Genomic DNA, 22,671 nt, shown 5'->3' on the forward strand with positions numbered 1-22,671 from the left:
GGAAGATCAATCGGGCCAGCGCAACACAGCGTCGAACCGGCGCTTGCCGCGGATTTCGATAGGCGTTGCGATGATCTCGTTGGAGGCGCGCGCCTTGTCCAGTTCTTCGGCCAAACGGCTGGCAACGATCTTTTCCTGGCCTGGGTGCAGGTTGCAAGGGTCGAGATAGAAATACTGATGCTCGACTTCGTGGTCGCGGACGATGATCGGCGGCGTCCCGCGCGCCAGCGCGTCGGCCAAATCCCAGGCGGTGATATGAGCTTCCTCCGGTTTGAGGATGACGCGCAGGCGATCAAGCGGATTCTTGGTCGGATCGGGTTCGATCAGCGCGGTTACGCCGGGGCGGTCGTCCAACATCTGCTTCCAGAGATTGAGGTAGCCCGTTTCGCGCTCGCGAATGCCGGTGTGGTCACGCATTTCCCAAGCCTCCAGGGCGGCCATAGCGCCGAAAATGCTTTCCTTGCCGACCTTCATGCCGCGGCCGATGCCCATGTTCTGCAGGAAGGCGTTGCGCACCAGTTCCTTTTTGCCGGCGACGATGCCGGAGGTCGGACCGCCGAGGAATTTGTGACCGGAATAGAGCGCGATATCCGCGCCTTGCTCCAGGAAAACTCGCAGGTCGTACTCCGACGCCGCATCGACGATGACCGGCACGCGCTTGGCGTGGGCGATCTCGACGAATTCCTTGAGGTTCAGAAGGCCATAGTCGACGACGTGGTGCGACACGACGTAGACGGCCGCAGCCGTCCTTTCGGTGATTGCATTTTCCATGTGAAAACGATGGGTCGATGTCGCCTGACCGATCAGCACCGCCTTGGCGCCAGCAAGGCGGATCGCCTGATCGACGGGTGCGCCATAGCTCACAACATGGCCCATCTGCACCAGAACCTCGTTTCTTTCTGGCGTCACATCCGGCAGTTTCTCGATCGCCAGCAGGTTGTTGCCGGTGATGGCACCTGCGACGGCCAAGGAAATGCCCGCGGAGCAGGATGCCGTCACGAAACCGGCTTCCGCACCCGTCAACCGGGCAATGACGGCGCTGGCCTTGCGCTGCAGATCGTTGATTTCGACAAATTGCGGCAGGATCGACGACATGGCCGCGATTGCCTCGGGGACGACGATCGATGCGCCGAGGCTGGTCATCGTGCCGGAAACGTTGATGACCGGACGAAGGCCGATAGACGTGCGAATGTCATCAGACATGTGTATCTCCAGATTGAATGAAGAGATGGCGAGTGTTGCAGCTTGTATCCTCGACGGCTATCCCATAGTAATGTAATAGACTCATGCCCGCATACGAGGAGCGTGGAATTGGACGGCAAGACATCATCAATAGTTTACTCCGAAGACAAGACACCCATTGAAGAACCCGGCGGTAAGGGCGCACGTCGCTCGCGGGTGAGCGGTATCGACCGCGCGCTGCAGGTCATTGATCACCTTTACGAAACCGGCTCTCCGACGGGAGTCTATGCAATCGCCAAGGCTGTGAAGGCGCCGCTCTCGACCGTCTACGTCATCGTTGATGATCTGGTCGAAAAGAACATGCTGACGCGCAATGGCGACGGCACGATCTGGCTCGGTTCGCGGCTCTACCATTACGGCCTTGCCTATGCCCGCTCGCTCGATTTCATGAGCGTCGCGACGCATGAGATGCACGATCTTTGCCGTCAGGCGGGCGAAACCGTTCAGGTTTGCGGCCGCGACGGCGACTATATGCTCGTGCTTGCCATGGCTGACGGCCCGAGCCATTTCCAGGTCGCTTCGCGTGTCGGCACACGCGTTCCGCTGAACTGGACCGCATCCGGCCGCCTGCTTGTCGGCCACCTGCCGGAAGAGGAGCGCATCGAACTTTTCAAGCGCTGCGCCAAATCCTCGCCGACCGGCCGCGCCGAAATGGACCCCGGCGTGCTTTCCGGCTCGGCGGGTGCGGCGTTTCAGTCTCGCCTGTCGATCCAGGCCGGCGAGTCCGACTATGCGGTCGCCTGCATCGCTTCGCCGATCTGCGACAGAGATGGCCAATGCGTCGCGACCATTTCCATTGTCCTTCCAGAACAGAAGGCCTTTTCCGACGAGAACCACTATACCGCGCACGTGCGGACATCGGCCGAACGCATCGAAAAGGTCATGGGCTGGCGCAACCATTAGGCTCTCCCCTCTTCAATCACGCAAGGCGATGATCGCCTCGATTTCGACAGTGATGTTACCCGGCAGCGAGCCGAAGCCAACCGCCGAACGGGCATGACTGCCGGTGTCTTTTCCAAAAACGTCGACGAAGAGATCCGAGCATCCGTTGATGACGCTTGGATGGTCTGCAAACTGCGGCACGGCGTTGACCATGCCGAGCAGCTTCACGACGCGCTTTACCCGGGAAAGATCGCCAAGCGCATCATGCATGACGGCAAGAAGATTGATGCCGGTGAGCCGCGCATGTCTATAGGCATCCTCGACGCCGATTTCAGCGCCGACCTTGCCAGAATATAGAAAGCCGTTGGCCTCGCGCGGCCCCTGACCGGAGAGGTAAAGAATATTACCCTCCAGCACGTGCGTCACGAAATGGGCGATCGGCGGCGGCGCGGGCGGAAGCTCTATACCGAGCTCGGCAAGCCTTTCATAGGGCGAGCTTGCCGGCTTGGCGTTGGCTGGAGACATGTTCACGCAAACTCCTGACATGCGGATTTCTGTTCTGGCTTTTAGCGGTAGGAATAACCGTGGCTGTGGCGCACGAGCCTGCGGGCACGCGGAATGTAACGGCTTGCGGCAATCGCCTCGCTGCCGATTACCGCATAGCGAGGCTCGAACAGCTTCTTAAGAACGGAAACATCGCCGTTGGAATCGGTGGCTTCGACATCGGAATCGACGAGATCGAAGACCGTGAAATCGGCGCGCTGTCCGACGGCAAGCCTGTTTTCCATCGAAAGCTTGATGACGGAGGCAGGCGCATGCGTGACCGCTGCCACCACCTTGTCGAAAGGCATGCCGACGCAAAGCAGCTTCGACATGGTCGTCGCCAGATCCCAAACCGGAAAATTCATCGAATGGCCATGCAGGTCCGTCGAGATGGAGAAGGGCAAGAGGCCACGCTTGATTGCGGCTTCCGCGACCTTGAAGGAGAAGGAGGCGCCGCCATGGCCGATGTCGAGGCGGATCCCCTCGCCCGCGCAACGCTGCGCGAGATCGAAAAGGTCCTCGTCTTCCATGATGCTCGAACCGGCCTTGCCGTTGAAGCAATGGGTGATGACGTCACCGGGACCTAGGATCTCCAGGACTTCATCATAAAGAGCCGGCGGCTCGCCGACATGCACCATCATCGGAACCTTGAGGATCTTGGAGATCTTCTTTCCGAGCTTCACCGGCGTCACACCCCACGAGCCGGTGATGACGTGGCTGGCACGCACTTTGATGCCGACGATGTGCTCGCTGTTTTCAGCATAGCATTCAAGGATGCGGTCAAGATCAATGTCGCGGATGTCCCGCAATTCGGCGACGCGGTTGCAGGCGACGAGACCGATCGAACCGAGGTTCAGGAAGGCCTTGATGCGCTCGCGCGATGGCTCGATGATATATTCGCGGAAACCGTGGAAATTGGCTTCACCGGCAGAACCCGCATCGACCAGCGTGGTTACGCCGCGCTCGGCACCGCATTCGGACGGACGAACCGAGATATCGGTGCCGCCATGCCAGATATGGACGTGGAGATCGACCCAGCCCGGTGAAATCCAGGCGCCCTTGCCATCGACGCAGATCATCTCGTGAGAGACTGAACGCTGCGGACCGACCTGTGCGATCCGGCCGTTGGCGTCGATGAGGATATCGACTGCACTGCCTGGGGTGTCAGCACCAAAGGCCATAGGCTTCACATTGGTGAGCAGGAGCGGCTTGCGCGCTTGTTCCCCGGTCATTCAAAGGTCCTTTCGAAGTTTTGGATCGAGCATGTCGCGCAGCCCGTCGCCGACCATCTGCAGTGAGAGCACGGAAAGAACGATGGCGACGCCCGGAAACAGCGTCATCCAGTCGGCCTGGCCGATATACTGCCGCCCGGCGGCGATCATCGTTCCCCAGGTCGGAATTTCGGGGCTGACGCCCAGGCCGAGGAAGGAAAGGCCGGCTTCAGCCAGCATGGCGCTGGCAAAGAGGAAGGTGCCTTGCACCAGGATCGGCGAAAGCAGATTGCGCAGGACATGCCGGGTCATGATATGGAAGGTCGAAATCCCGAGTGCTTGCGCGGCCTCGACATAGGGCAGTTCGCGGATGACCAGCGTCGATGCACGGACAATACGCGCAAGACGTGGCGAATACACGATCGACAACGCGATGATGACCGTGGTGAGCGACGGTCCAAGGGCTGCGACCAGGGCGATCGCCAACAGAATGTCCGGAAAGGCCATCATCGCGTCGATCAGCCGGGCGATTGGCGCGTCGAATTGCTTGAAGAAGCCGGCAAGCAAACCGAGGCTCACCCCGATCAACGCCGAAAGCACGACGACGGCAGCGCCGACGAGCAGCGACAGGCGCCCGGCAAAGATCGTTCGCGAGAAGACGTCGCGGCCGAATTCATCCGTTCCAAAGAAGAACAGTCCGCTCGGCGGCTTCAGCCGGTTGACGATCGAAAGCTTGGAGGGCGAATAAGGAGTGACCCATGGAGCAAGGATTGCCAAGAGCACGAAGACTGTGAGGATGAGCACGCCGAAGGCAACGGTCTTGCGCTTCAGAAAACGCCGGAGAAACTTGCTGCCCTCGCTTAAGGCAGGCCGTGTTGCAATATCCGTCATCAGTAGCGCACCCTCGGATCGACCAAAAGATAGAGCATGTCGATCGCAAAATTGATCAGCACGTAGAGGGCTGCAATGATGAGCAGCGCTCCTTGGATGACCGGGTAATCGCGACGAAGGACCGCCGAGACGACCAGATTGCCGACACCTGGAAGACCGAAGACCGTTTCGGTCACGACAGCGCCTGAAATCAGCACCGCCGCAGTCAACCCGATAACGGTCAGGATCGGGATCAACGCGTTCTTGAGCGCGTGCTTGAGGATCACCCGGCGTTCGATCAGGCCTTTGGCGCGTGCCGTGCGGATATAGTCGTCGCCGAGCACATCAAGCATCGAGGCACGTGTGAAACGCAAGATCAGCGCCGAGGAAACAATACCGAGCGCAAAGGCTGGCAACGTCAGGTGATACATGCGCCCAAAGAAGTTCGCGCCCGGTCCGCCATAGCCCGAAACCGGAAAGAAGTTGAAGCGCACGGCGAAGAACTGCATCAGAATCAGGCCGAGCCAAAAGCTCGGAATGCTTGCCGCAAACATTGCAACCGTCGTGGCCGCCTGATCGACGAAGGAACCGCGGCGATAGGCAGCATAAATGCCGATCGGCAGCGCGATGACGCAGGCGATCGCCAGCGAGAACACCGTCAGGAAAAAGGTCGGCTCGGCGCGGTCTAGAAGGGCTGCGGTGACCGGCATGTTCAAGAAAATAGATTGCCCGAGGTCGCCTCTGAGGAGCTGACTGATGTAATAGACATATTGCACCAGGACCGACTGATCGAGCCCGAGACGACCTCGAAGCTCGGCGATATCCTGAGGCGTTGCATCTGGGCCCAGCATGACGGCTGCCGGATCACCTGGCGTCACGCGCACGATGACAAAGACAATCGTGACGACGAGGAACATCACAACCATCATGCCGAAGAGGCGCTGGAGAATGTAACGGATCATTGAAATGCGGTCCCTGGCACCGTCGAAGAGGGATACCGGCCGGCAGGACCGGCATCCCGAGGATCAATCGTCACTTCTTGATCGAAGCGTTCCAGAAGTACGGCCACGGAGCCGGATCGACACCTTCGAGCTTGTTCGATTCCGCCGAAACGGCGTTGAAGTCGCCGATCTTCATGAAGGGCGCATCTTCATAGATCGCTTTTTGGACATTGGCCCAGAGTTCGATGCGCTTGGCAGAATCGACTTCAGAGGTGAAGGCATCGACGGCGGCCTTGCGGGCAGGCGTATCCCACCACCCCGGCGAGCTGGTCGAGAGCGAGCCGATCAGCGCCGGCTCCGGCAGGAACGGGCTGTGGCTGATATAAATGTCCCAAAGCTTCGGATCGGCACGGCGCTGCGTCAGCGTCGCCCAGTCGACGACCTGCATGTCGACGGTAAAGCCCGCGAGCTTCAGATACTCCGCTGCAACCTGCGCCATCTTGTAGTGGAATTCGTACTGACGGCTGGTGAGGATACGCAGCGGTTCGCCGTTGTAGCCCGTCTTCTTTAAGGCTTCGGCAGCCTCTTCGGGCTTTGCAACATTGTAATTGCCTTCAACGCCGGCATCCGTGTGCCAGGAATAGGCTTCCGGATAGATATCGCCGTCCAACGTGTAGAAATCCGTGCTGCCGAAGGCAGCGGCCAGCATGTCCTCCATGCTGAGGGCCTGGCGGATCGCCTTGCGGACCTCGATGTTCTTCGCAATGCCTTCCTTGGTATTGAAGACGAAGACCGGATAGCCGAAGGGCTTGAGGATGATCGGCTGTGAGGCCGTCGATGCCTTCAGCTTGTCGAAGGATTCGACCGGGATGGAATCGACATAGTCATACTGGCCGGAGACGGCAGCCTCGACGCGGGTGTTCGGATCCGGCACCGGAACGAAGCGGATTTCATCGAGATACTGGTGACGCGCGCCGCCATAGCCATCGCTCTCGCCATCGCGTGACTTGTAGCCACTAAAGCGAACGAGCTGAATATACTGGTCGGCCTTGCGCTCCTTCAGCATGTAGGGGCCGGTTCCGATGAAATCCTTCATCGGCTCGTCCTGCTTGTCGGAAGGAATGATGATTGCAGCAGAATTGTTGAAGGCAAGCAGAGAGGTCAGCGGCGCATAGGGTTGCCTCAGGGTGATCTTGACGGTTGCCGGATCGACTGCAGCGATCGCTTCGATGAAGCCTGCAGCCTGCTTGCCGCGCGAGGCGATCTTTGTCCAGCGGGTGAGCGATGCAACGACATCTTCCGACGTCATGTCGCTGTTGTCGTGGAACTTGATGCCGGTGCGCAGCTTGATCGTGTAGCTTTTGCCGTCCGCGCTGATATTGGGCAGGCTTTCGGCCAGAAGCGGGGTGACGTTCCACTTCTTGTCGAAGGTATAGAGCGTCTCGAAGATATGCTGCGTGACGATCCCGACGAGGTCGGCAGTCGAGGACATCGGATCAAGCGTCGGCGGCTCGCCGATCGTCGCGACATTGATGATACCGCCTTTTTCCTGCGCCATCAGTGTGGTCGGCAAGGCGACGAGTGCCGTGCCGAGAAGGAATGCGACTAGAGTCTTCATTTCATGCTCCCGGTTTATTGTTCCATATTTATGTTATATAAGTCTTTATAATAGAATATCGGCCACCGACGGAATCCGCCAGCACGATCTCCCGCTCGGGGTCGGAGGACTTCGCGGTATCGGCGATCTTTTCATGCACCGGCGGATCGAGCGGTTCTTCGCGCCGGGATTTCCTGGAGCGCAGCATATCGAGGCAGATGCGCGCCACGACCGTCGTCAGCCAACCGCCGAGATTGCCGAGCTCGCTTGTGTCCGAGCGGCCGAGCCTGAGCCATGCCTCCTGCACCGCATCCTCCGCCTCCGCACGCGAGCCGAGCATGCGGTAGGCGACAGTCTTCAGATGCGCGCGGTTGGCCTCGAATTCGTCCGCCAGAAATTTTTTCTCGTCCATCGGTCACATTCCTTCATCGCGTTACGTCACCACCATGACGAACGAATTCCGGCCGATGTGACAGACAAGCGGCCGGTGGCGTCATTCGCTGAAACATAGCAAGGAGACATAACATGCAATCGAGAATGGGAAATCCGGCCGTCGTCATCCCTGAAGCCATGCAGGCGCTGCTCGCTTTCGGGAATATTCCCCAAAAGTGCGGCCTTTCGCCAAAGCTGCTCGAGCTCGTCAACCTGCGCGCCAGCCAGATCAACGGCTGCGGCGTCTGCGTCGACGGTCATCCCCGCATTGCCCGCAGGCTCGGAGAGACCGACGAGCGCCTCTTTGCCGTTTCCGCCTGGCGTGAGACGCCTTATTTCAGCCCGGCAGAACGCGCGGCCCTGGCGCTGACCGAAGCCGTCAGCCGCGTCAGCGACCGCGCCGATCCGGTGCCGGACGAAATCTGGGACGAGGCGGCACGCCATTACGACACCAAGAGCCTTGCGGCCCTCGTCATCGCCATCGCCAACATTAATGTCTGGAACCGGCTGAACGTCGCGACGCGCCAGATCGCCGGCGAATGGAAGCCTTGAGGTTCCCCTGGCCGCCGCTGTTGAAGCGGCGGCCAGGGCGCCTTGGGAGGCCTAGATGATACCGCCGCCGCCAGCCATGGAGGCCGGACGTTCGGCGGAAACCTTTCTCCTGTAGCCGCTGGCGCGATAAGCCGCGACCGGATCAATGGCGCCGCCGGCGCGCCGACGCGCTTCGGCGAGGATCGGCTCGACGTCGGTGCGATACGCGCGCTTCAGCGTTTCCGTCGCCATCAGCGCATCATTTTCATTCTGATGGCCGGACAGCGCCTCGCGATCGACGATCAACGCCTGCGCATAGGCGCGGCGGATTTCGTTGGCGCTATTGATCAGGCTTTCGATCGGGTCAGTGACATTATGCGACTGATCGATCATGTGAGCCGGATGGAAGCCCTTCACCCCACGATACTCGGCATCGACCAGCTCATTGAAGACGAGGAACAGACGGTAAGGCTCGATTGCACCGGCATCGAGGTCATCGTCACCATATTTCGAATCATTGAAGTGGAAACCACCAAGCTTGCCAAACTGAATCAGCCTGGCGACGATCATCTCGATGTTGGTGTTCGGGGCATGATGACCGAGATCGACGAGGCACTGGGCTTTCGGCCCGAGTGTGTGCGCGATCAGATAGTTCGTGCCCCAATCCTGCACGATGGTCGAATAGAAGGCCGGCTCGTACATCTTGTGCTCGGAAAACAGCCGCCAGTCGTCGGGCAGCCCCTTGTAGATCTCCGCCATCGCCACAAGATAGCGCTCGAAGGCCTTGGTAAAATTGCTCTGGCCGGGGAAATTCGAGCCGTCGCCGATCCAGACCGTCAGCGCCTTTGAGCCGAGTGCCTTGCCGATCTCGATGCATTCCAGATTGTGCTCGATGGCCTGTTGTCGCGTCGCGGCGTCCGTATGGCTGAGCGAGCCATATTTATAAGAGCGCTTCTGACCTGGCGCGTCCGAGAACGTGTTGGAATTCATTGCATCGAAGCTAAGACCGAGCGCATCGCCTTTTGCCCTCAATTCGCCGGCATCTGCCTTATCCCAGGGGATGTGGAGCGAAACGGTCGGCGTTGCTTGCGTCAGCTGATGAATGACGGCGCAGTCGTCCAGCTTGTCAAAGATGCCACGCGGTTCGCCGGTGCCGGGAAAGCGGGCAAAGCGCGTGCCACCCGTTCCGACGCCCCAAGAAGGAACAGCCACGAAAAATGCTGCGACCTTTGTCGTAATGGCGTCGATATCAACGCCGCGGCGTCCAAGATTTGCGCCGAGCGCGTCGTAATCGGCCTTGAGAGCCGCCGCCCGCTTGGCATTTTCCTCGGCAATCAGATGCTGCGCAATCTTAAACTCGGCCATCAAATCCTCCCTGAAACACGAACCATAGGCCCTGTTCTGCGTTCTATTGCTTTATTCCTCACCCACCAAAGAGGCGCTAGTGGACGTCATCCGCATCCTTCTCGCGATCATCCTGCCGCCACTCGGTGTCTTCCTGCAGGTCGGGCTCGGCCTGCATTTCTGGCTCAATATCCTACTGACGCTTTGCGGCTACCTGCCCGGGATCATCCATGCCATTTGGGTGATACTCCGGAAGTAGATCCCTAGCGCGGGAAGCTCTGCGCGTTGCCGGCATCCACGTTGATGATGTTGCCGGTGGATTTCGCCGAAAGATCCGACGCGAGGAAATAGATCGCCTCGGCGATATCTTCGGGAAAGACGTTGAGCTTCAGCATCGAGCGCTTGCGGTAGTGTTCCTCCAGGTCGTCTACTTCAATCTTCGAAGAAGCCGCACGCTGTTCGCGCCACTCGCCGTTCCAGATCTTCGAGCCGCGCAGCACCGCATCCGGGTTCACGGTGTTCACCCGAATGCCTGCTTCTGCCCCCTCCAACGCCAGGCAACGGGCCAAATGGATCTCGGCGGCCTTAGCCGTGCAATAAGCAGCCGCATTCGGCGAGGAGGCAAGGCCGTTCTTGGAGGCGACGAAGACCACGTTGCCGCCGAGGTTCTGACGGCGGAACAGGCGGAAGGCTTCGCGCGAAACCAGGAAATAGCCGGTTGTCAGAATATCGATATTCTTATTCCACATCGAAAGCTCGGTGGTTTCGATGGGCGCTGAAGACGCAATACCGGCGTTCGAAACGAGGATGTCGATGCCGCCGAACTCGACGCAGGATTCGGCAAAGGACGAGACCACGGCATCTTCCTTGGTGACGTCGAGCTTCACGCTACGCACCGCATCGGCACCGTACTTCTTCACGAAATCGGCTTCCGTCGCCGCCAGTGCCGACTGATCGATATCGGCAAGCACCACGCAGGCGCCCTCGCCTACCAGACGGGCCGCCGTCGCACGGCCGATGCCGCCGGCTCCGCCGGTGACAAAGGCCACCTTGCCGGCAAGGCTCTTCGGCTTCGGCATGCGCTGCAGCTTTGCCTCTTCCAAGAGCCAGTATTCAATATCGAAGGCTTCCTGTTCAGGCAGACCCTGATATTCGGAGACCGTCGACGCACCGCGCATCACGTTGATGGCGTTGACGTAAAATTCGCTCGCGATGCGGGCCGTCGCCTTGTCGCGGGCAAAGGACAGCATGCCGACGCCGGGAATGAGGAAAATGACCGGATTGGCATCTCGCATCGCCGGTGAATTGCCGTGTTTGCAGTCATTGTAATAGCGCGCGTAATCGACGCGATAGTCTTCCAGCGCCTTATCGAGACCGGCAACGATCGGACCTACGTCCGGTTTTGCCGGGTCGAAGTCGAGGATCAGTGGGCGGATCTTGGTACGCAGGAAGTGGTCCGGGCAGCTGGTACCGAGCGCGCCGAGGGTGCGGAGATTCTTCGAGTTGACGAATTCGAGCACGCCATCCTGATCATCGAAATGGCCAAGCTTGCGCTCCTGCTTGCCGATCCGCCCGCGGATTTCCGGCATAAGGCGGGCAGCGATTGCCCGGCGTTCAGCCACCGGCAGGCTTTGGGTCGCCTGGCCGCCGAAGATCGTCTTGCCTTCAGTCTGCTGGGCGAACCATTCGATTGCCTTGTTGATAATGGCGAGCGTCAGCTCGTAGCAGGCCCTGGCGTCGTTCGCCCAGGTGAAAAGGCCGTGGCTTTCGAGGACGACACCCTTGGCATCCGGGTTCGCCTTGACGAACGCTTCAAGATCGAGACCGAGCTGGAAGCCAGGGCGGCGCCAGGGCAGCCAGCCGATCTCGTCGCCAAAGACCTGTTTCGTCAGTTCCCTGGAATTCTTGGCTGCAGCGATCGCGATGATGGCGTCCGGATGCATGTGGTCGACATGCGTGAAGGGCACAAATCCATGCAGCGGCGTGTCGATCGAGGCGGCGCGGGAATTCAGGTTGAAGGTGCAATGCGGCAAAAAGCCGACCATGCGATCTTCGTCTTCGACGCCCCTATAGATACCCTTAAGCGAATCAAGCTTGTCCTGATAGAGCGTCGCAAAGCCGTCGAGCTTAATGGTCCCGACATCGCCGCCAGATCCCTTGACCCAGAGAACCTTGACCTTCTCGCCGGTCAGTGGATCCGTTTCCATCACCTTTGCCGAAGTATTGCCGCCGCCGTAATTGGTGATGCGCTTGTCAGCGCCAAGGAGGTTCGAGCGGTAAAGCAGCTTGCCGGGTTCATCGAGCCCTTCTGCGTAAGAATCATCCCAACGGTTCTCAAGAAGCCGGACGGTGGCCGCCATGTCATCCTCCCTTGTGTGCCTTATGCGCAGACGAAAGCCACGCTGTATCCGGTGACGGTATCGCTCATCAAAATGCATATTGTCAATCGAAAACGATCAAAAACAATTATTGTGCAGCGCAGTATGAAAATTTTTGATCGTTTTTGATTGACAGCTTTTAACGGATACGAAATAAATACGGACAGGGAGGAGCCAAATGCACGAACGCGAACGCCATCGCATCATCCTGAGCGCTGTCCAGGAAAAGTCGGTCGTCACGATCCAGGATATTGCTGAGCTGACCGAAGCCTCAGAGGCCACGATCCGGCGTGACATCGCGGCTCTCCATGTGCAGGGCAAGATCCGGCGCGTGCGCGGCGGCGCAGAAGCCGTCCATCCGCCGCAGCTCGGCAATCTTGCGGGACGTCCTTTTAGAGTCTCAGAATCGGTCAATATCGATAAAAAGCGCGCAATTGCGCGCGCCGCCGTGGATCTGTGCGACCCGGGCGATGCGATCATCATCAATGGCGGCACGACGACGTTTCAGATGGTACACTTCATGTCGGCGCACCGCATGCAGGTCATGACCAATTCGTTCGCGATCGCCGAACATCTGGTAAAACATTCCAAGAATACGGTGACGGTGCCGGGCGGTGTGATCTACCGTGAACAGAGCCTCATTCTGTCGCCGTTCGATAATGACGCCATCCGCAATTTCTATGCACGCCGCTTTTTCATCGGGGCCCAGGGCGTCGGCCCGCTCGGCATCATGGAAGCCGACGCGCAGATCATTCAAAGCGAACAGAAGCTGATGCATCAGGCCGACGAACTCGTCGTGATGGTCGATTCCAGCAAATTCCGCCGTCGGTCGAGCCTCATTCTGTGCCCGCTCGACCGTGTTTCGACGATCATCACCGACGACGGCATCCAGGAAGATTCCGCCAGGATGATCGAGGATGCAGGCATCAAGCTCGTCGTCGCGAGCGCTGGCCTGCAATCGGTGAAGGAGGATTCCTCGTCGGTCGCCTGAGAAGCGCCGGCCAGGTGTAGTTAGTCTCAATCAACGTGGGAGGATGAAAGCATGAAACTCGCAAAGAAACTCGCGGTGGGCGTCGCACTCGCCGTCGCCATGATGGCAGGCACGGCCAGTGCTGCCGACATGAAGATCGGCCTCGTCGTCAAGTCACTCGGCAACGGCTTCTTCGACGCGGCCAACAAGGGCGCCCAGGAAGCCGCCAAGGAGCTCGGCGGCGTCGAAGTGATCTATACCGGCCCGACGGCGCCGACGGCAGAAGGCCAGATCGAAGTCATCAACTCGCTGATCGCGCAGGGTGTTGATGCCATCGCGATCTCCGCGAACGACCCGGATGCCGTCGTCCCAGCCCTGAAGAAGGCGGCCCAGCGCGGCATCAAGGTCGTCTCCTGGGATTCCGGTGTTGCGCCTGAAGGTCGCATCCTGCAACTCAATCCATCGTCCAACGAGTTGATTGGCAAGATGTGCTTGACGCTCGCCAAGGATCACCTCGAAGGCGGCAAGGGTGACTTCGCAATCCTCTCCGCTACTTCGACCGCGACGAACCAGAACATCTGGATCGGGGAGATGAAGAAGCAGCTCAAGGACTTCCCGGGCCTCAACCTCGTCACCACCGTCTACGGCGACGACCTTTCGGACAAATCCTATCGTGAAGCGGAAGGCCTCTTGAAGTCCAACCCGAACGTCAAGGTCATCGTCGCTCCGACGACGGTCGGCGTCCTGGCAGCATCCAAGGTCGTCGAGGACAAGGGCCTTGTCGGCAAGGTCTATGTCACGGGTCTCGGCCTGCCGTCCGAAATGGCCGGTGCGATCAAGTCAGGCGCGACGAAAGAATTCGCCATCTGGAACCCGATCGACCTCGGCTATTCGGCAACGCAGATCGCCTATCGCCTCGTCAAGGGTGACTCGGACGGCAAGCCAGGCAGCGAAATCGAAGCCGGCCGCATGGGCAAGATCAAGGTTGGCGAAAATGGCGAGGCCGCAATGGCAGATCCGTTCGTCTACAACGCCTCGAACATTGACCAGTTCTCCAAGGTCTTCTGATCTGAACTGTCATGCATAAAGCCCGGCGGCTTTGGGGCCGCCGGGATTTCTCATTCGACACCGGTAAAGCGCTGATGAACACTGCCCTTCAACAACCCGTCACGGACCGCACGACCGCAGATGCGCCCGCCATCCTCGAAATGCAGGGCATTTCGCAGATCTTTCCCGGCGTAAAGGCGCTCGATAAGGTCAGCATCGCACTCTATCCCGGCAAGGTGACCGCGCTGATCGGCGAAAACGGCGCAGGCAAATCCACTCTCGTTAAGATCCTGACCGGCATCTACAGGCCGAACGAAGGCGAAATCATCGTCGACGGCCAGCCCGTCACCTTCGCCAGCGCGCAGGCCGCAATCGATGCGGGCGTCACGGCCATCCATCAGGAAACTGTCCTCTTCGACGAATTGACAGTTGCCGAAAACATCTTCCTCGGCCATGCGCCACGTACAAAATTCCGCACCATCGACTGGAAGGCGATGAACAGCCGTTCGAAAGGGCTGTTGACTTCACTCGAAAGCAGCATCGATCCGACAATCCGGCTGAAGGACCTCTCGATCGCACAGCGTCATCTGGTGGCAATTGCCCGCGCGCTTTCGATCGAGGCCCGCATCGTCATCATGGATGAGCCGACAGCTGCCCTTTCGCGCAAGGAGATCGACGATCTCTTCCGCATCGTTCAGGGCCTGAAGGAAAAGGGCAAGGCGATCCTTTTCATAAGCCACAAGTTCGACGAACTTTACGAGATCGCCGACAACTTCGTCGTCTTCCGCGACGGCCGCGCCGTCGGAAACGGCAGGCTGAAGGAAACGCCGCAGGACGCGATCGTGAAGCTCATGGTCGGCCGCGATGTCGAGAACGTGTTTCCGAAAGCCCCGGTAGAGATCGGCGGCCCCGTTCTCGAAGTCCAGGATTACTGTCACCGAACGGAATTCCGCGATATTTCCTTTACGCTTCGCAAGGGCGAAATCCTCGGCGTCTATGGCCTGATCGGCGCTGGACGCTCGGAACTCTGCCAGTCGCTTTTTGGCATCACCAAGCCGCTCTCCGGCAGGCTCATGCTCGACGGCAAGAAGATTTCGATGGCATCGCCGCTCGACGCCATCCGTGCCGGCATCGTCTATGTGCCGGAAGAGCGCGGCCGCCACGGCCTGGCGCTGCCGATGCCGATCTATCAGAACATGACGCTGCCTTCACTGACGCGCACCTCGCGCAAGGGCTTCCTGAAGGCCGCCAACGAATTTGCGCTCGCCCGTAGATACGCCGAGCGGCTGGATCTTCGCGCAGCCGCACTGTCCGTCCCCGTCGGCACGCTGTCTGGCGGCAACCAGCAGAAAGTCGTCATCGGAAAATGGCTGGCGACGCAGCCCAAGGTCATCATCCTCGACGAGCCGACCAAGGGCATCGATATCGGTTCCAAGGCCGCCGTCCACGGCTTCATCAGCGAGCTTGCCGCCGAAGGGCTCTCGATCATCATGATCTCCTCTGAACTGCCGGAAATCATCGGCATGTCGGACCGTGTCCTGGTGATGAAGGAAGGGTTGTCGGCCGGTCTGTTTGAGCGCGCGGAGCTTTCGCCAGAGACACTGGTGCGCGCAGCGACCGGAAATGCATGAGGTGATGGAATGGCACGACTGATCAGAAAACGCGAAACCCTGCTTTTCCTCATCATCGTCTTGATGATCGCGGTCTTTTCGGCGCGCGCTGCAGATTTTGCGACGCCCTCAAACCTCGCCGGCATCTTCAACGATACCTCGATCCTCATCATCCTGGCGCTCGCGCAGATGACCGTTATCCTAACGAAATCGATTGACCTTTCGGTCGCCGCCAATCTCGCCTTCACCGGCATGGCAATCGCGATGATGAATGCCGCCTTTCCCGATCTGCCGCTGGTCGTCCTGATCCTTGCAGCGATTGCGATCGGCGCCTGCCTCGGTGCGATCAACGGCTTTCTTGTCTGGGCCCTTGAAATCCCCCCGATCGTCGTCACGCTCGGGACGCTGACCATCTATCGCGGCATGGCCTTCGTGCTCTCCGGCGGTGCCTGGGTGAACGCCCATCAGATGACACCGACCTTCCTTTCCGTGCCCCGCACGCCGATCCTCGGCCTGCCGGTTCTGAGCTGGGTCGGGATCGCAATCGTGCTCTTGATGTATATTCTGCTGAAATATACCCAGTTCGGCAGATCGGCCTATGCGACTGGCGGCAACCCGATGGCGGCCGTCTATGCGGGAATCGATACCGGTTGGACGAAATTCCTGGCCTTCGTGCTGTCCGGTGCGCTCGCCGGCCTTGCAAGCTACCTGTGGGTCTCGCGTTACGCGGTCGCCTATGTCGATATCGCCAGCGGCTTCGAGCTCGACAGCGTCGCCGCCTGCGTCATCGGCGGCATCTCGATCGCCGGCGGTGTCGGGTCAGTCATCGGCACGGTGCTCGGCGCACTCTTCCTCGGCGTCATCAAGAATGCGCTTCCCGTCATCGGCATCTCGCCCTTCACACAGATGGCGATCTCAGGCACCGTCATCATCCTTGCCGTCGTCTTCAATGCCCGACGCGAGCGCAGTCGCGGCCGTATCATCCTGCGCGACAAGGCAGCTGCAGAAACTCCAGCCGAGGTCGTCCCATGAGCACCTTTTCCGCCCCAACCGAAAAGCGCGTCATTCCCGATCGTCTCGGCACACCGTTCCGCCGCATCATGGCCAGCTGGGAAGTGCTGCTTTTCGGCGTTGCCATCTTGATCTTCGTCTTTAATTCCATGGCATCGCCCTACTTCCTGAATGCATGGAACCTCTCGGACGCAACCTTCAATTTCACCGAAAAAGCGATGATCGCCTTTGCCATGGCGCTGCTTGTGATCGCAGGCGAGATCGATCTTTCGGTTGCAGCCATCATCGCGCTTGCATCGACGGCCATGGGGGCGGCCGCACAGGCCGGCATCGCGACACCGGGCCTCGTGCTGATCGGCATCGGCACGGGGTTGGTTTGCGGGGTTTTCAACGGCGTCCTCGTCTCCATGCTGAAACTGCCGTCGATCGTCGTCACCATCGGCACGATGAGCCTCTTCCGCGGCATCTCCTATATCGTGCTGGGGGACCAGGCTTACGGCAAATATCCCGCCGATTTCGCCTACTTCGGCCAGGGCTATGTCGTCTGGATCTTTTCCTTCGAATTCGTGCTGTTCTTCGTGCTGGCGATCCTCTTCGCCATCCTGCTGCACGCCACGAACTTTGGCCGCCAGGTCTATACGATCGGCAATAACGATTTTGCCGCCCGCTTCTCCGGGATTCCGGTCGAACGCGTGAAATTCATCCTCTTCATGCTGACTGGTGTCATGAGCGGCATTGCAGCGGTGTGCCTCACCTCGCGCCTTGGCTCCACCCGTCCCTCGATTGCGCAGGGCTGGGAGCTCGAAGTCGTCACCATGGTCGTGCTCGGCGGCGTCTCGATCCTTGGCGGCTCGGGCACGATCGGCGGCGTCGTCATCGCAGCCTTCGTCATGGGTCTCGTTACCTTCGGCCTCGGCCTGCTCAACGTTCCGGGCATCGTCATGTCGATCTTCATCGGCCTGCTGCTCATCATCACCATTGCCATTCCGATTGTCGCCCGACGTATCAAAGCCATGAGTTCCAAATGACCGTTGAAAAACACGCCTTCAAGATGAAGCTCAATCCAGGCATGGAAGCCGAGTACAGGAAGCGGCACGACGAGATCTGGCCGGAGCTCGTCGAGCTGCTGCACAAGTCCGGCGCGAGCGACTATTCGATCCATCACGACCGCGAGACGAACACGCTCTTCGGCGTGCTGACGCGGCCAAAAGATCACACGATGGCGAGCCTGCCGGAACATCCCCTCATGAAAAGGTGGTGGAGCCATATGGCCGACATCATGGAAACAAATCCGGACAATTCACCCCTCCAGAGCGACCTCGTCACCGTCTTCCACATGCCATGAGCAAACCGCCCGGTTACCGCCGTATCGCCGTTCTCGATATCGGCAAGACGAATGCAAAAGTTGTCGTGCTCGACAGCCAAACCGGCACGGAAATCGCAGCCGCAAAGACGGCGAACACAGTCATCCGGTCCGGCATCTATCCGCGCTATGATATCGTGAGCCTTTGGGTTTTTGCGGTCGATGCGCTGAAGTCTTTCGCGGCAAAGCCGGGTTTCGATGCGATTTCGATCACGACCCATGGCGCGTCAGCAGCACTGCTCAGCGCAGACGGCAAGCTTGCGATGCCGGTTCTCGATTACGAACATGAATATCCGCAGGAGATCCGAGACGCCTATACGGCGCTGCGCCCTCCCTTCGAGGAGACTTATTCACCGCGCCAGTCGATGGGGCTGAATGTCGGCGCCCAGCTTCATTATCAGAAGACGGCCTTTACGGAGGAATTCGCGAAGGTGGCAACGATCGTCACCTATCCGCAATATTGGGCGGCACGGCTGACGGGCGTTACAGCTAACGAACTGACCTCGCTCGGCTGCCATACAGATCTCTGGAACCCAAAAACAGGCGAATATTCCTCGCTTGTCGATCGGCTCGGCATTCGCAATCTCATGGCGCCGATCCGCTCGGCTTTCGACACACTCGGCCCCGTCCTGCCGGACATAGCCGCCGAGATCGGCCTGGCCACAGAGATCCCGGTCTATTGCGGCATCCATGATTCCAACGCCTCGCTGCTGCCGCATCTCGTTGCGCAGAGGGCGCCCTTTACGGTTGTCTCGACCGGCACATGGGTTGTAAATTTCGGCGTCGGCGGCGATCTCACCCATCTCGACCCGAAGCGCGATGCGCTCGCCAATGTCGATGCCTATGGCCGGGCGGTGCCGTCCTCCCGCTTCATGGGCGGCCGCGAGTTCGAAATTCTTTCCGCAGAAATCGGCAATGTTCCGCTTGAAGACGTTGCGGCAGCTCTCGGCCCGGTCGTTGCAGGAAACCTAATGCTGCTGCCGAACGTGGCCCCCGGCTCCGGCCCCTTTCCCGACCGCAAAAGGCACTGGCTGAATGCCGATGGCGCAAGCCCTGCGCAACGCTACGCCGCCATGTGCCTCTACCTCGCTTTGATGACAGAGGCCTGCCTCGCCCTGATCGGCGCCAATGGGCCTGTCATCGTCGAAGGGCCGTTCGCGCTGAACGAGACGTATCTCAAGGTTCTCGCGGCATTGATGGAACGGGACGTGATCGCGCTGCCCGGCTCGACCGGCACCAGCCAGGGCGCCGCACTGCTTACCGGTATCAGACCTGCGCCCGGTCCGGAAAGACGTTTCACGCCGGCCGCGATCACCGGTCTCAAAGACTATCGCTGCGCCTGGCACGCAGCGATGGAATAACGGTCTTTCCATCCGTGCTCTTTACCTCATCTTATGCCGGCAGCTAATGTCGGGTCGTTCAAAATCAGGCGGAGGAAATATCATGACGGATTCAAACGCGGTCTTCGATCCGCGTGCCCTTGCCGCGCGGCTTGGCAGCCTCCACAACGCGGGCAAGCAGGAGCCGACTGCCGATTTCGCACTTCCGACCGACCTCCGTCACGCCATGGACGCGCAGAATTTCCTTGCCGCCGAGCAAGGCATTACCAGCAATGCGTGGAAAGTGGCGACCTCGCCGGATGACCAGGCTGTGGCTGCGCCGCTTCATCCCTATATCGAAGCCCTTTCCGGCGCCGAAATTCCCTGGGCGGAGGGCATGAAATTTGAAGCGGAGATTGCCATTCGGCTCGGCACGGATCTGCCGATCCGCGATAGCGGCTACAGCCGGGCCGAAGTCGCCGATGCAGTCGCGACCGTCCATCTCGGCGCAGAACTCCTGGTTTCCGCCATTCAGGAAAGCGGCAGGGCTTCCTTTTTGCTTTTCCTTGCCGATCGCCTCGGCAATAGCGGCTATGTGCTTGGTCCGCCCGTGCCGAAAACACTAATCGACACAGCGACCGGAACGCCGCTGAAAGTCACCTTCAATGGCCAGCCGGTCTACGATGCCCCGGCGCAGCATCCAAAGGGAGACGTGCTCACCTGGCTTGTCGGCTACGCCAATGACAGGTTGCGGCCGGAAAGCTCGCTGAAAGCAGGCGCGCTGATTACGACGGGTACCCTCTGTGGCGCGATCGAACTTAGTTCGCCGGGCGAGATCGACATCCTTCTCGGCGAGACCAGCAAGCTTCATCTTTCGCTCGTCGCGAAATAATCAGACATTGCTGCGAAACATCTCGATGATGGCGGAAAAGTCCCTTCCGCCATTGCCCTGCTTTTCGAAGAGCGCGTAAAGCTGCGCGGCTTCGGCACCAAGCGGAGTCGATGCGCCGCTCAAAAGTGCCGCCTCCTGCGAAAGGCGCAGATCCTTCAGCATCAAGGCAGCGGCAAAGCCCGGCTTATAGGCATTGTTCGCCGGCGAGGTCGGAACCGGTCCCGGCACCGGGCAATAGGTATTGATGGACCAGCACTGGCCGGACGATGTGGATGCAACATCAAAAAGCGCTTGGTGTGAAAGGCCGAGTTTTTCAGCCAGCACGAAAGCCTCGCAGACGCCGATCATCGAAATCCCGAGGATCATATTGTTGCAGATCTTGGCCGCCTGCCCAGCGCCCGCTTCGCCACAGTGAACGATCTTCTTGCCCATGGCTTCAAGGATCGGCTTGGCCTTGGCGAAACTCTCTTGCGAACCACCCGCCATGAAAGTCAGCGTTCCCGCCGCAGCCCCGCCGGTTCCGCCGGAGACGGGGGCGTCGAGCGAAAGGCAACCTGCTGCCTTGGCCATCGCATGGGCCTTGCGCGCGCTTTCGACGTCGATGGTCGAGCAGTCGATCACCAGCGTTCCGGCGGGAATGGAAGCGAGAATGTCCGGCCAGGCCGTCAGCACGTGTTTACCTTGCGGCAGCATCGTGACGACGGTCTCGGCACCGGCCACCGCCTGGCTCACGTGGCTCGCAGGTTTCACGCCGGTTTCCTCTGCCGCCTTGAGAACCGGCGCGGCGAGATCGAAGCCCGTCACCTCATGCCCGGCCTTGACGAGATTGGCCGCCATCGGCCCGCCCATGTTGCCAAGCCCGATAAATGCGATCCGTGTCATCATGGCCTCCTATCTGTTATCTTCGAGGATCATCGCGGCCGCCTTTTCGGCGATCATGATCGTTGGCGAATTCGTATTGCCTGACGTGATCGACGGCATAATGGAGGCATCCGCGATCCTGAGCTTGGCGAGCGCGCGCAGCTTCAGCCGCGGATCAACGACGCTGTCTTTGTCTGCGCCCATCCGGCAGGTTCCGACCGGATGGAAGATCGTCGTGCCGATGTCGCCCGCCGCCCGCTCCAGATCGGCCTCCGTCTGATAGGAAGGACCGGGCTTGAACTCCTCCGGCTGAAAGCGCGCAAAGGACGGCTGTGAAACGATCCGCCGTGTCAGCCTTATCGATCGAACAGCTATGTCGCGATCACGCTCCGTCGAGAGGTATTTCGGAGCAATCGTCGGCTGCGTTGCAAAATCCGGGCTCGCGAGATGCACGGAGCCGCGGCTTTCCGGCCGGAGATTGCAGACGCTTGCGGTGATTGCCGGAAAGGCGTGCACCGGATCGCCGAACTTGTCGAGCGAGACCGGCTGTACGTGATACTGCAGGTCGGGTGTTTCCTTGTCTGGCCCCGAGCGCGTGAAGATGCCAAGCTGGCTCGGTGCCATGGCCATCGGCCCGGAACGGCGGATCAGGTATTCGAGCCCGATCGCCGCCTTGCCGATCAACTTTGTCGCCTTCTCGTTCAGCGTCGGCACGCCGGTGACCTTATAGGCGAGGCGAAGCTGCAGATGGTCCTGCAGGTTCTCGCCCACCCCCTTGACCTCGGTAACGACGTCGACGCCGGCATTGTTCAGCACATCGCCGCGACCGATGCCGGAGAGTTCCAGGATATGCGGCGAGCCGATGGAACCGGCAGAAAGGACCGTCTCTTTGGCCGCATATGCGCGCTTTGCCGCGCCGTCGTGTTGGAACTCGACGCCGGAAATGGCACCCTCCTCCACCAGAAGGCGCCGCACCTGCGCCTTCATCAGAACAGTCAGATTGGGGCGCTTCATAGCCGGCCGGAGGAAGGCCTTTGCAGTGTTCCAACGAATACCGGAGCGCTGGTTGACGTCGAAATAGCCGGAGCCTTCGTTGCTGCCGCGGTTGAAATCCTCCGTAATCGGAATGCCGGCTTCCCGTGCCGCCTGCTGGAAGGCGTCGAGCACGGCCCAGCGCACCCGCGCTTTCTCCACGCGCCATTCGCCACCGGCACCATGCATCTCGTCCGCGCCGCGGTAATGATCCTCCGATCTGCGGAAGAAGGGCACAATATCGCTCCAGCTCCAGCCGCTGCATCCCATCTGCCGCCAAAGGTCGTAGTCGCGCGCCTGGCCGCGCATGTAGATCATGCCGTTGATCGAAGAGCAGCCGCCGAGCACCTTGCCGCGAGGGTAGCCCAGAGCCCGACCGTTCAGCCCTTCCTCGGGCGCGGTGGTATAGCACCAGTCGGTGCGCGGATTGTTGATGCAGTAGAGATAGCCGACCGGTATGTGTATCCAGTGGTAGTTGTCGCTGCCGCCGGCTTCCAGCAGTAGCACGCGGTTATTGCGGTCTTCGGATAGGCGGTTCGCCAGCACACAGCCCGCACTGCCAGCGCCGATGATGATATAGTCGTAGCGATCCATC

Annotated in this window: 21 protein-coding genes and 1 pseudogene; 11 read left to right on the forward strand and 11 right to left on the reverse strand. The window is 59.9% G+C overall.

Going from position 1 to position 22,671, the window contains the following annotated elements; genetic code table 11:
* Positions 1-6: 6 nt before the first annotated feature.
* Positions 7-1,203: an aminotransferase class V-fold PLP-dependent enzyme gene (locus tag ISN39_RS27735; RefSeq protein ID WP_194731261.1), complete on the reverse strand. Its 1,197-nt coding sequence runs from the start codon at positions 1,201-1,203 to the stop codon at positions 7-9.
* A 102-nt stretch (positions 1,204-1,305) separates the two neighbouring features.
* Here ISN39_RS27735 and ISN39_RS27740 point away from each other — a divergent pair, with 102 nt between their 5' ends.
* A complete protein-coding gene (locus tag ISN39_RS27740) occupies positions 1,306-2,145 on the forward strand; it encodes an IclR family transcriptional regulator (RefSeq protein WP_194731262.1) in 840 nt (279 codons plus the stop codon).
* A 12-nt stretch (positions 2,146-2,157) separates the two neighbouring features.
* On the opposite strand, the gene ISN39_RS27745 is transcribed toward ISN39_RS27740, so the two are convergent.
* The 6 genes and pseudogenes from ISN39_RS27745 to ISN39_RS27770 form a co-directional block, all read right to left on the reverse strand.
* A complete protein-coding gene (locus ISN39_RS27745; protein WP_194731263.1) occupies positions 2,158-2,670 on the reverse strand; it encodes a RidA family protein in 513 nt (170 codons plus the stop codon).
* 20 nt (positions 2,671-2,690) lie between these two features.
* Positions 2,691-3,899, reverse strand: a complete 1,209-nt coding sequence (locus ISN39_RS27750) for an amidohydrolase/deacetylase family metallohydrolase (RefSeq protein WP_194731264.1) — start codon at positions 3,897-3,899, stop codon at positions 2,691-2,693.
* The gene (locus tag ISN39_RS27755) at positions 3,900-4,769 is read right to left on the reverse strand and encodes an ABC transporter permease (RefSeq protein WP_074071747.1); all 870 of its coding nucleotides are present in this window, start codon (positions 4,767-4,769) and stop codon (positions 3,900-3,902) included.
* Complete coding sequence (locus ISN39_RS27760; RefSeq protein WP_194731265.1) at positions 4,769-5,710, reverse strand: ABC transporter permease; 942 nt, start codon at positions 5,708-5,710, stop codon at positions 4,769-4,771. The genes ISN39_RS27755 and ISN39_RS27760 overlap by 1 nt, the downstream gene beginning before the upstream one ends.
* Positions 5,711-5,780: 70 nt before the next feature.
* A complete protein-coding gene (locus ISN39_RS27765) occupies positions 5,781-7,307 on the reverse strand; it encodes an ABC transporter substrate-binding protein (RefSeq protein WP_074071745.1) in 1,527 nt (508 codons plus the stop codon).
* Between the two features lie 64 nt (positions 7,308-7,371).
* Positions 7,372-7,698 (reverse strand): annotated as a pseudogene (locus tag ISN39_RS27770) (sigma factor); the annotation flags it as partial.
* 113 nt (positions 7,699-7,811) lie between these two features.
* Here ISN39_RS27770 and ISN39_RS27775 point away from each other — a divergent pair.
* The gene (locus ISN39_RS27775; RefSeq protein WP_194731267.1) at positions 7,812-8,270 is read left to right on the forward strand and encodes a carboxymuconolactone decarboxylase family protein; all 459 of its coding nucleotides are present in this window, start codon (positions 7,812-7,814) and stop codon (positions 8,268-8,270) included.
* Between the two features lie 51 nt (positions 8,271-8,321).
* Here ISN39_RS27775 and rhaI read toward each other — a convergent pair whose 3' ends face one another.
* Entirely contained in the window at positions 8,322-9,614 is a 1,293-nt protein-coding gene (rhaI, locus tag ISN39_RS27780; RefSeq protein ID WP_194731268.1) for an L-rhamnose catabolism isomerase, read from the reverse strand.
* Between the two features lie 79 nt (positions 9,615-9,693).
* Here rhaI and ISN39_RS27785 point away from each other — a divergent pair, with 79 nt between their 5' ends.
* A complete protein-coding gene (locus ISN39_RS27785; RefSeq protein ID WP_074064766.1) occupies positions 9,694-9,852 on the forward strand; it encodes a YqaE/Pmp3 family membrane protein in 159 nt (52 codons plus the stop codon).
* Positions 9,853-9,856: 4 nt separating this feature from the next.
* Here ISN39_RS27785 and ISN39_RS27790 read toward each other — a convergent pair whose 3' ends face one another.
* The gene (locus ISN39_RS27790; protein ID WP_194731269.1) at positions 9,857-11,953 is read right to left on the reverse strand and encodes a bifunctional rhamnulose-1-phosphate aldolase/short-chain dehydrogenase; all 2,097 of its coding nucleotides are present in this window, start codon (positions 11,951-11,953) and stop codon (positions 9,857-9,859) included.
* A gap of 196 nt (positions 11,954-12,149) precedes the next feature.
* Between ISN39_RS27790 and ISN39_RS27795 the strand changes: the two genes are divergently transcribed.
* The 8 genes from ISN39_RS27795 to ISN39_RS27830 all read left to right on the forward strand — a co-directional run bounded on the left by ISN39_RS27795 (position 12,150) and on the right by ISN39_RS27830 (position 20,183).
* On the forward strand, positions 12,150-12,962 hold the full coding sequence (locus ISN39_RS27795) for a DeoR/GlpR family DNA-binding transcription regulator (RefSeq protein ID WP_074071740.1): 813 nt from the start codon (positions 12,150-12,152) through the stop codon (positions 12,960-12,962).
* Between the two features lie 51 nt (positions 12,963-13,013).
* Positions 13,014-14,009 (forward strand): rhamnose ABC transporter substrate-binding protein, encoded by a 996-nt coding sequence (gene rhaS / locus ISN39_RS27800; protein WP_194731270.1) that lies wholly within the window; start codon positions 13,014-13,016, stop codon positions 14,007-14,009.
* Positions 14,010-14,083: 74 nt separating this feature from the next.
* A complete protein-coding gene (locus ISN39_RS27805; protein ID WP_194731271.1) occupies positions 14,084-15,619 on the forward strand; it encodes a sugar ABC transporter ATP-binding protein in 1,536 nt (511 codons plus the stop codon).
* A 9-nt stretch (positions 15,620-15,628) separates the two neighbouring features.
* Positions 15,629-16,630 (forward strand): ABC transporter permease, encoded by a 1,002-nt coding sequence (locus tag ISN39_RS27810; RefSeq protein WP_194731272.1) that lies wholly within the window; start codon positions 15,629-15,631, stop codon positions 16,628-16,630.
* Positions 16,627-17,637: an ABC transporter permease gene (locus tag ISN39_RS27815; protein WP_194731273.1), complete on the forward strand. Its 1,011-nt coding sequence runs from the start codon at positions 16,627-16,629 to the stop codon at positions 17,635-17,637. Before ISN39_RS27810 ends, ISN39_RS27815 begins: the two co-directional genes overlap by 4 nt.
* Positions 17,634-17,954 (forward strand): L-rhamnose mutarotase, encoded by a 321-nt coding sequence (gene rhaM / locus ISN39_RS27820; protein WP_194731274.1) that lies wholly within the window; start codon positions 17,634-17,636, stop codon positions 17,952-17,954. The genes ISN39_RS27815 and rhaM overlap by 4 nt, the downstream gene beginning before the upstream one ends.
* Entirely contained in the window at positions 17,951-19,333 is a 1,383-nt protein-coding gene (locus ISN39_RS27825) for an FGGY-family carbohydrate kinase (RefSeq protein WP_194731275.1), read from the forward strand. The genes rhaM and ISN39_RS27825 overlap by 4 nt, the downstream gene beginning before the upstream one ends.
* A gap of 82 nt (positions 19,334-19,415) precedes the next feature.
* Positions 19,416-20,183 carry a fumarylacetoacetate hydrolase family protein gene (locus ISN39_RS27830; RefSeq protein WP_194731276.1) on the forward strand — a complete coding sequence of 256 codons (768 nt, stop codon included), beginning with the start codon at positions 19,416-19,418 and terminating at the stop codon, positions 20,181-20,183.
* On the opposite strand, the gene mmsB is transcribed toward ISN39_RS27830, so the two are convergent.
* Positions 20,184-21,065 (reverse strand): 3-hydroxyisobutyrate dehydrogenase, encoded by an 882-nt coding sequence (gene mmsB, locus ISN39_RS27835; protein WP_194731952.1) that lies wholly within the window; start codon positions 21,063-21,065, stop codon positions 20,184-20,186.
* Positions 21,066-21,074: 9 nt separating this feature from the next.
* Positions 21,075-22,670, reverse strand: a complete 1,596-nt coding sequence (locus tag ISN39_RS27840) for a GMC family oxidoreductase N-terminal domain-containing protein (RefSeq protein ID WP_194731277.1) — start codon at positions 22,668-22,670, stop codon at positions 21,075-21,077.
* Between the last annotated feature and the right edge of the window lies 1 nt (position 22,671).

This window comes from Rhizobium sp. 007, assembly GCF_015353075.1.
Lineage (GTDB): Bacteria > Pseudomonadota > Alphaproteobacteria > Rhizobiales > Rhizobiaceae > Rhizobium.

Coding starts and splice junctions, on each gene's coding strand:
- ISN39_RS27745 (WP_194731263.1), bottom strand. CDS start 2,670: ATGTCAGGAGTTTGCGTGAACATGTCTCCAGCCAACGCCAAGCCGGCA.
- ISN39_RS27805 (WP_194731271.1), top strand. CDS start 14,084: ATGAACACTGCCCTTCAACAACCCGTCACGGACCGCACGACCGCAGAT.
- rhaS (WP_194731270.1), top strand. CDS start 13,014: ATGAAACTCGCAAAGAAACTCGCGGTGGGCGTCGCACTCGCCGTCGCC.
- ISN39_RS27825 (WP_194731275.1), top strand. CDS start 17,951: ATGAGCAAACCGCCCGGTTACCGCCGTATCGCCGTTCTCGATATCGGC.
- ISN39_RS27735 (WP_194731261.1), bottom strand. CDS start 1,203: ATGTCTGATGACATTCGCACGTCTATCGGCCTTCGTCCGGTCATCAAC.
- mmsB (WP_194731952.1), bottom strand. CDS start 21,065: ATGACACGGATCGCATTTATCGGGCTTGGCAACATGGGCGGGCCGATG.
- ISN39_RS27750 (WP_194731264.1), bottom strand. CDS start 3,899: ATGACCGGGGAACAAGCGCGCAAGCCGCTCCTGCTCACCAATGTGAAG.
- ISN39_RS27755 (WP_074071747.1), bottom strand. CDS start 4,769: ATGACGGATATTGCAACACGGCCTGCCTTAAGCGAGGGCAGCAAGTTT.
- ISN39_RS27815 (WP_194731273.1), top strand. CDS start 16,627: ATGAGCACCTTTTCCGCCCCAACCGAAAAGCGCGTCATTCCCGATCGT.
- ISN39_RS27840 (WP_194731277.1), bottom strand. CDS start 22,670: ATGGATCGCTACGACTATATCATCATCGGCGCTGGCAGTGCGGGCTGT.
- ISN39_RS27795 (WP_074071740.1), top strand. CDS start 12,150: ATGCACGAACGCGAACGCCATCGCATCATCCTGAGCGCTGTCCAGGAA.
- ISN39_RS27790 (WP_194731269.1), bottom strand. CDS start 11,953: ATGGCGGCCACCGTCCGGCTTCTTGAGAACCGTTGGGATGATTCTTAC.
- ISN39_RS27765 (WP_074071745.1), bottom strand. CDS start 7,307: ATGAAGACTCTAGTCGCATTCCTTCTCGGCACGGCACTCGTCGCCTTG.
- ISN39_RS27775 (WP_194731267.1), top strand. CDS start 7,812: ATGCAATCGAGAATGGGAAATCCGGCCGTCGTCATCCCTGAAGCCATG.
- ISN39_RS27760 (WP_194731265.1), bottom strand. CDS start 5,710: ATGATCCGTTACATTCTCCAGCGCCTCTTCGGCATGATGGTTGTGATG.
- rhaI (WP_194731268.1), bottom strand. CDS start 9,614: ATGGCCGAGTTTAAGATTGCGCAGCATCTGATTGCCGAGGAAAATGCC.
- rhaM (WP_194731274.1), top strand. CDS start 17,634: ATGACCGTTGAAAAACACGCCTTCAAGATGAAGCTCAATCCAGGCATG.
- ISN39_RS27810 (WP_194731272.1), top strand. CDS start 15,629: ATGGCACGACTGATCAGAAAACGCGAAACCCTGCTTTTCCTCATCATC.
- ISN39_RS27830 (WP_194731276.1), top strand. CDS start 19,416: ATGACGGATTCAAACGCGGTCTTCGATCCGCGTGCCCTTGCCGCGCGG.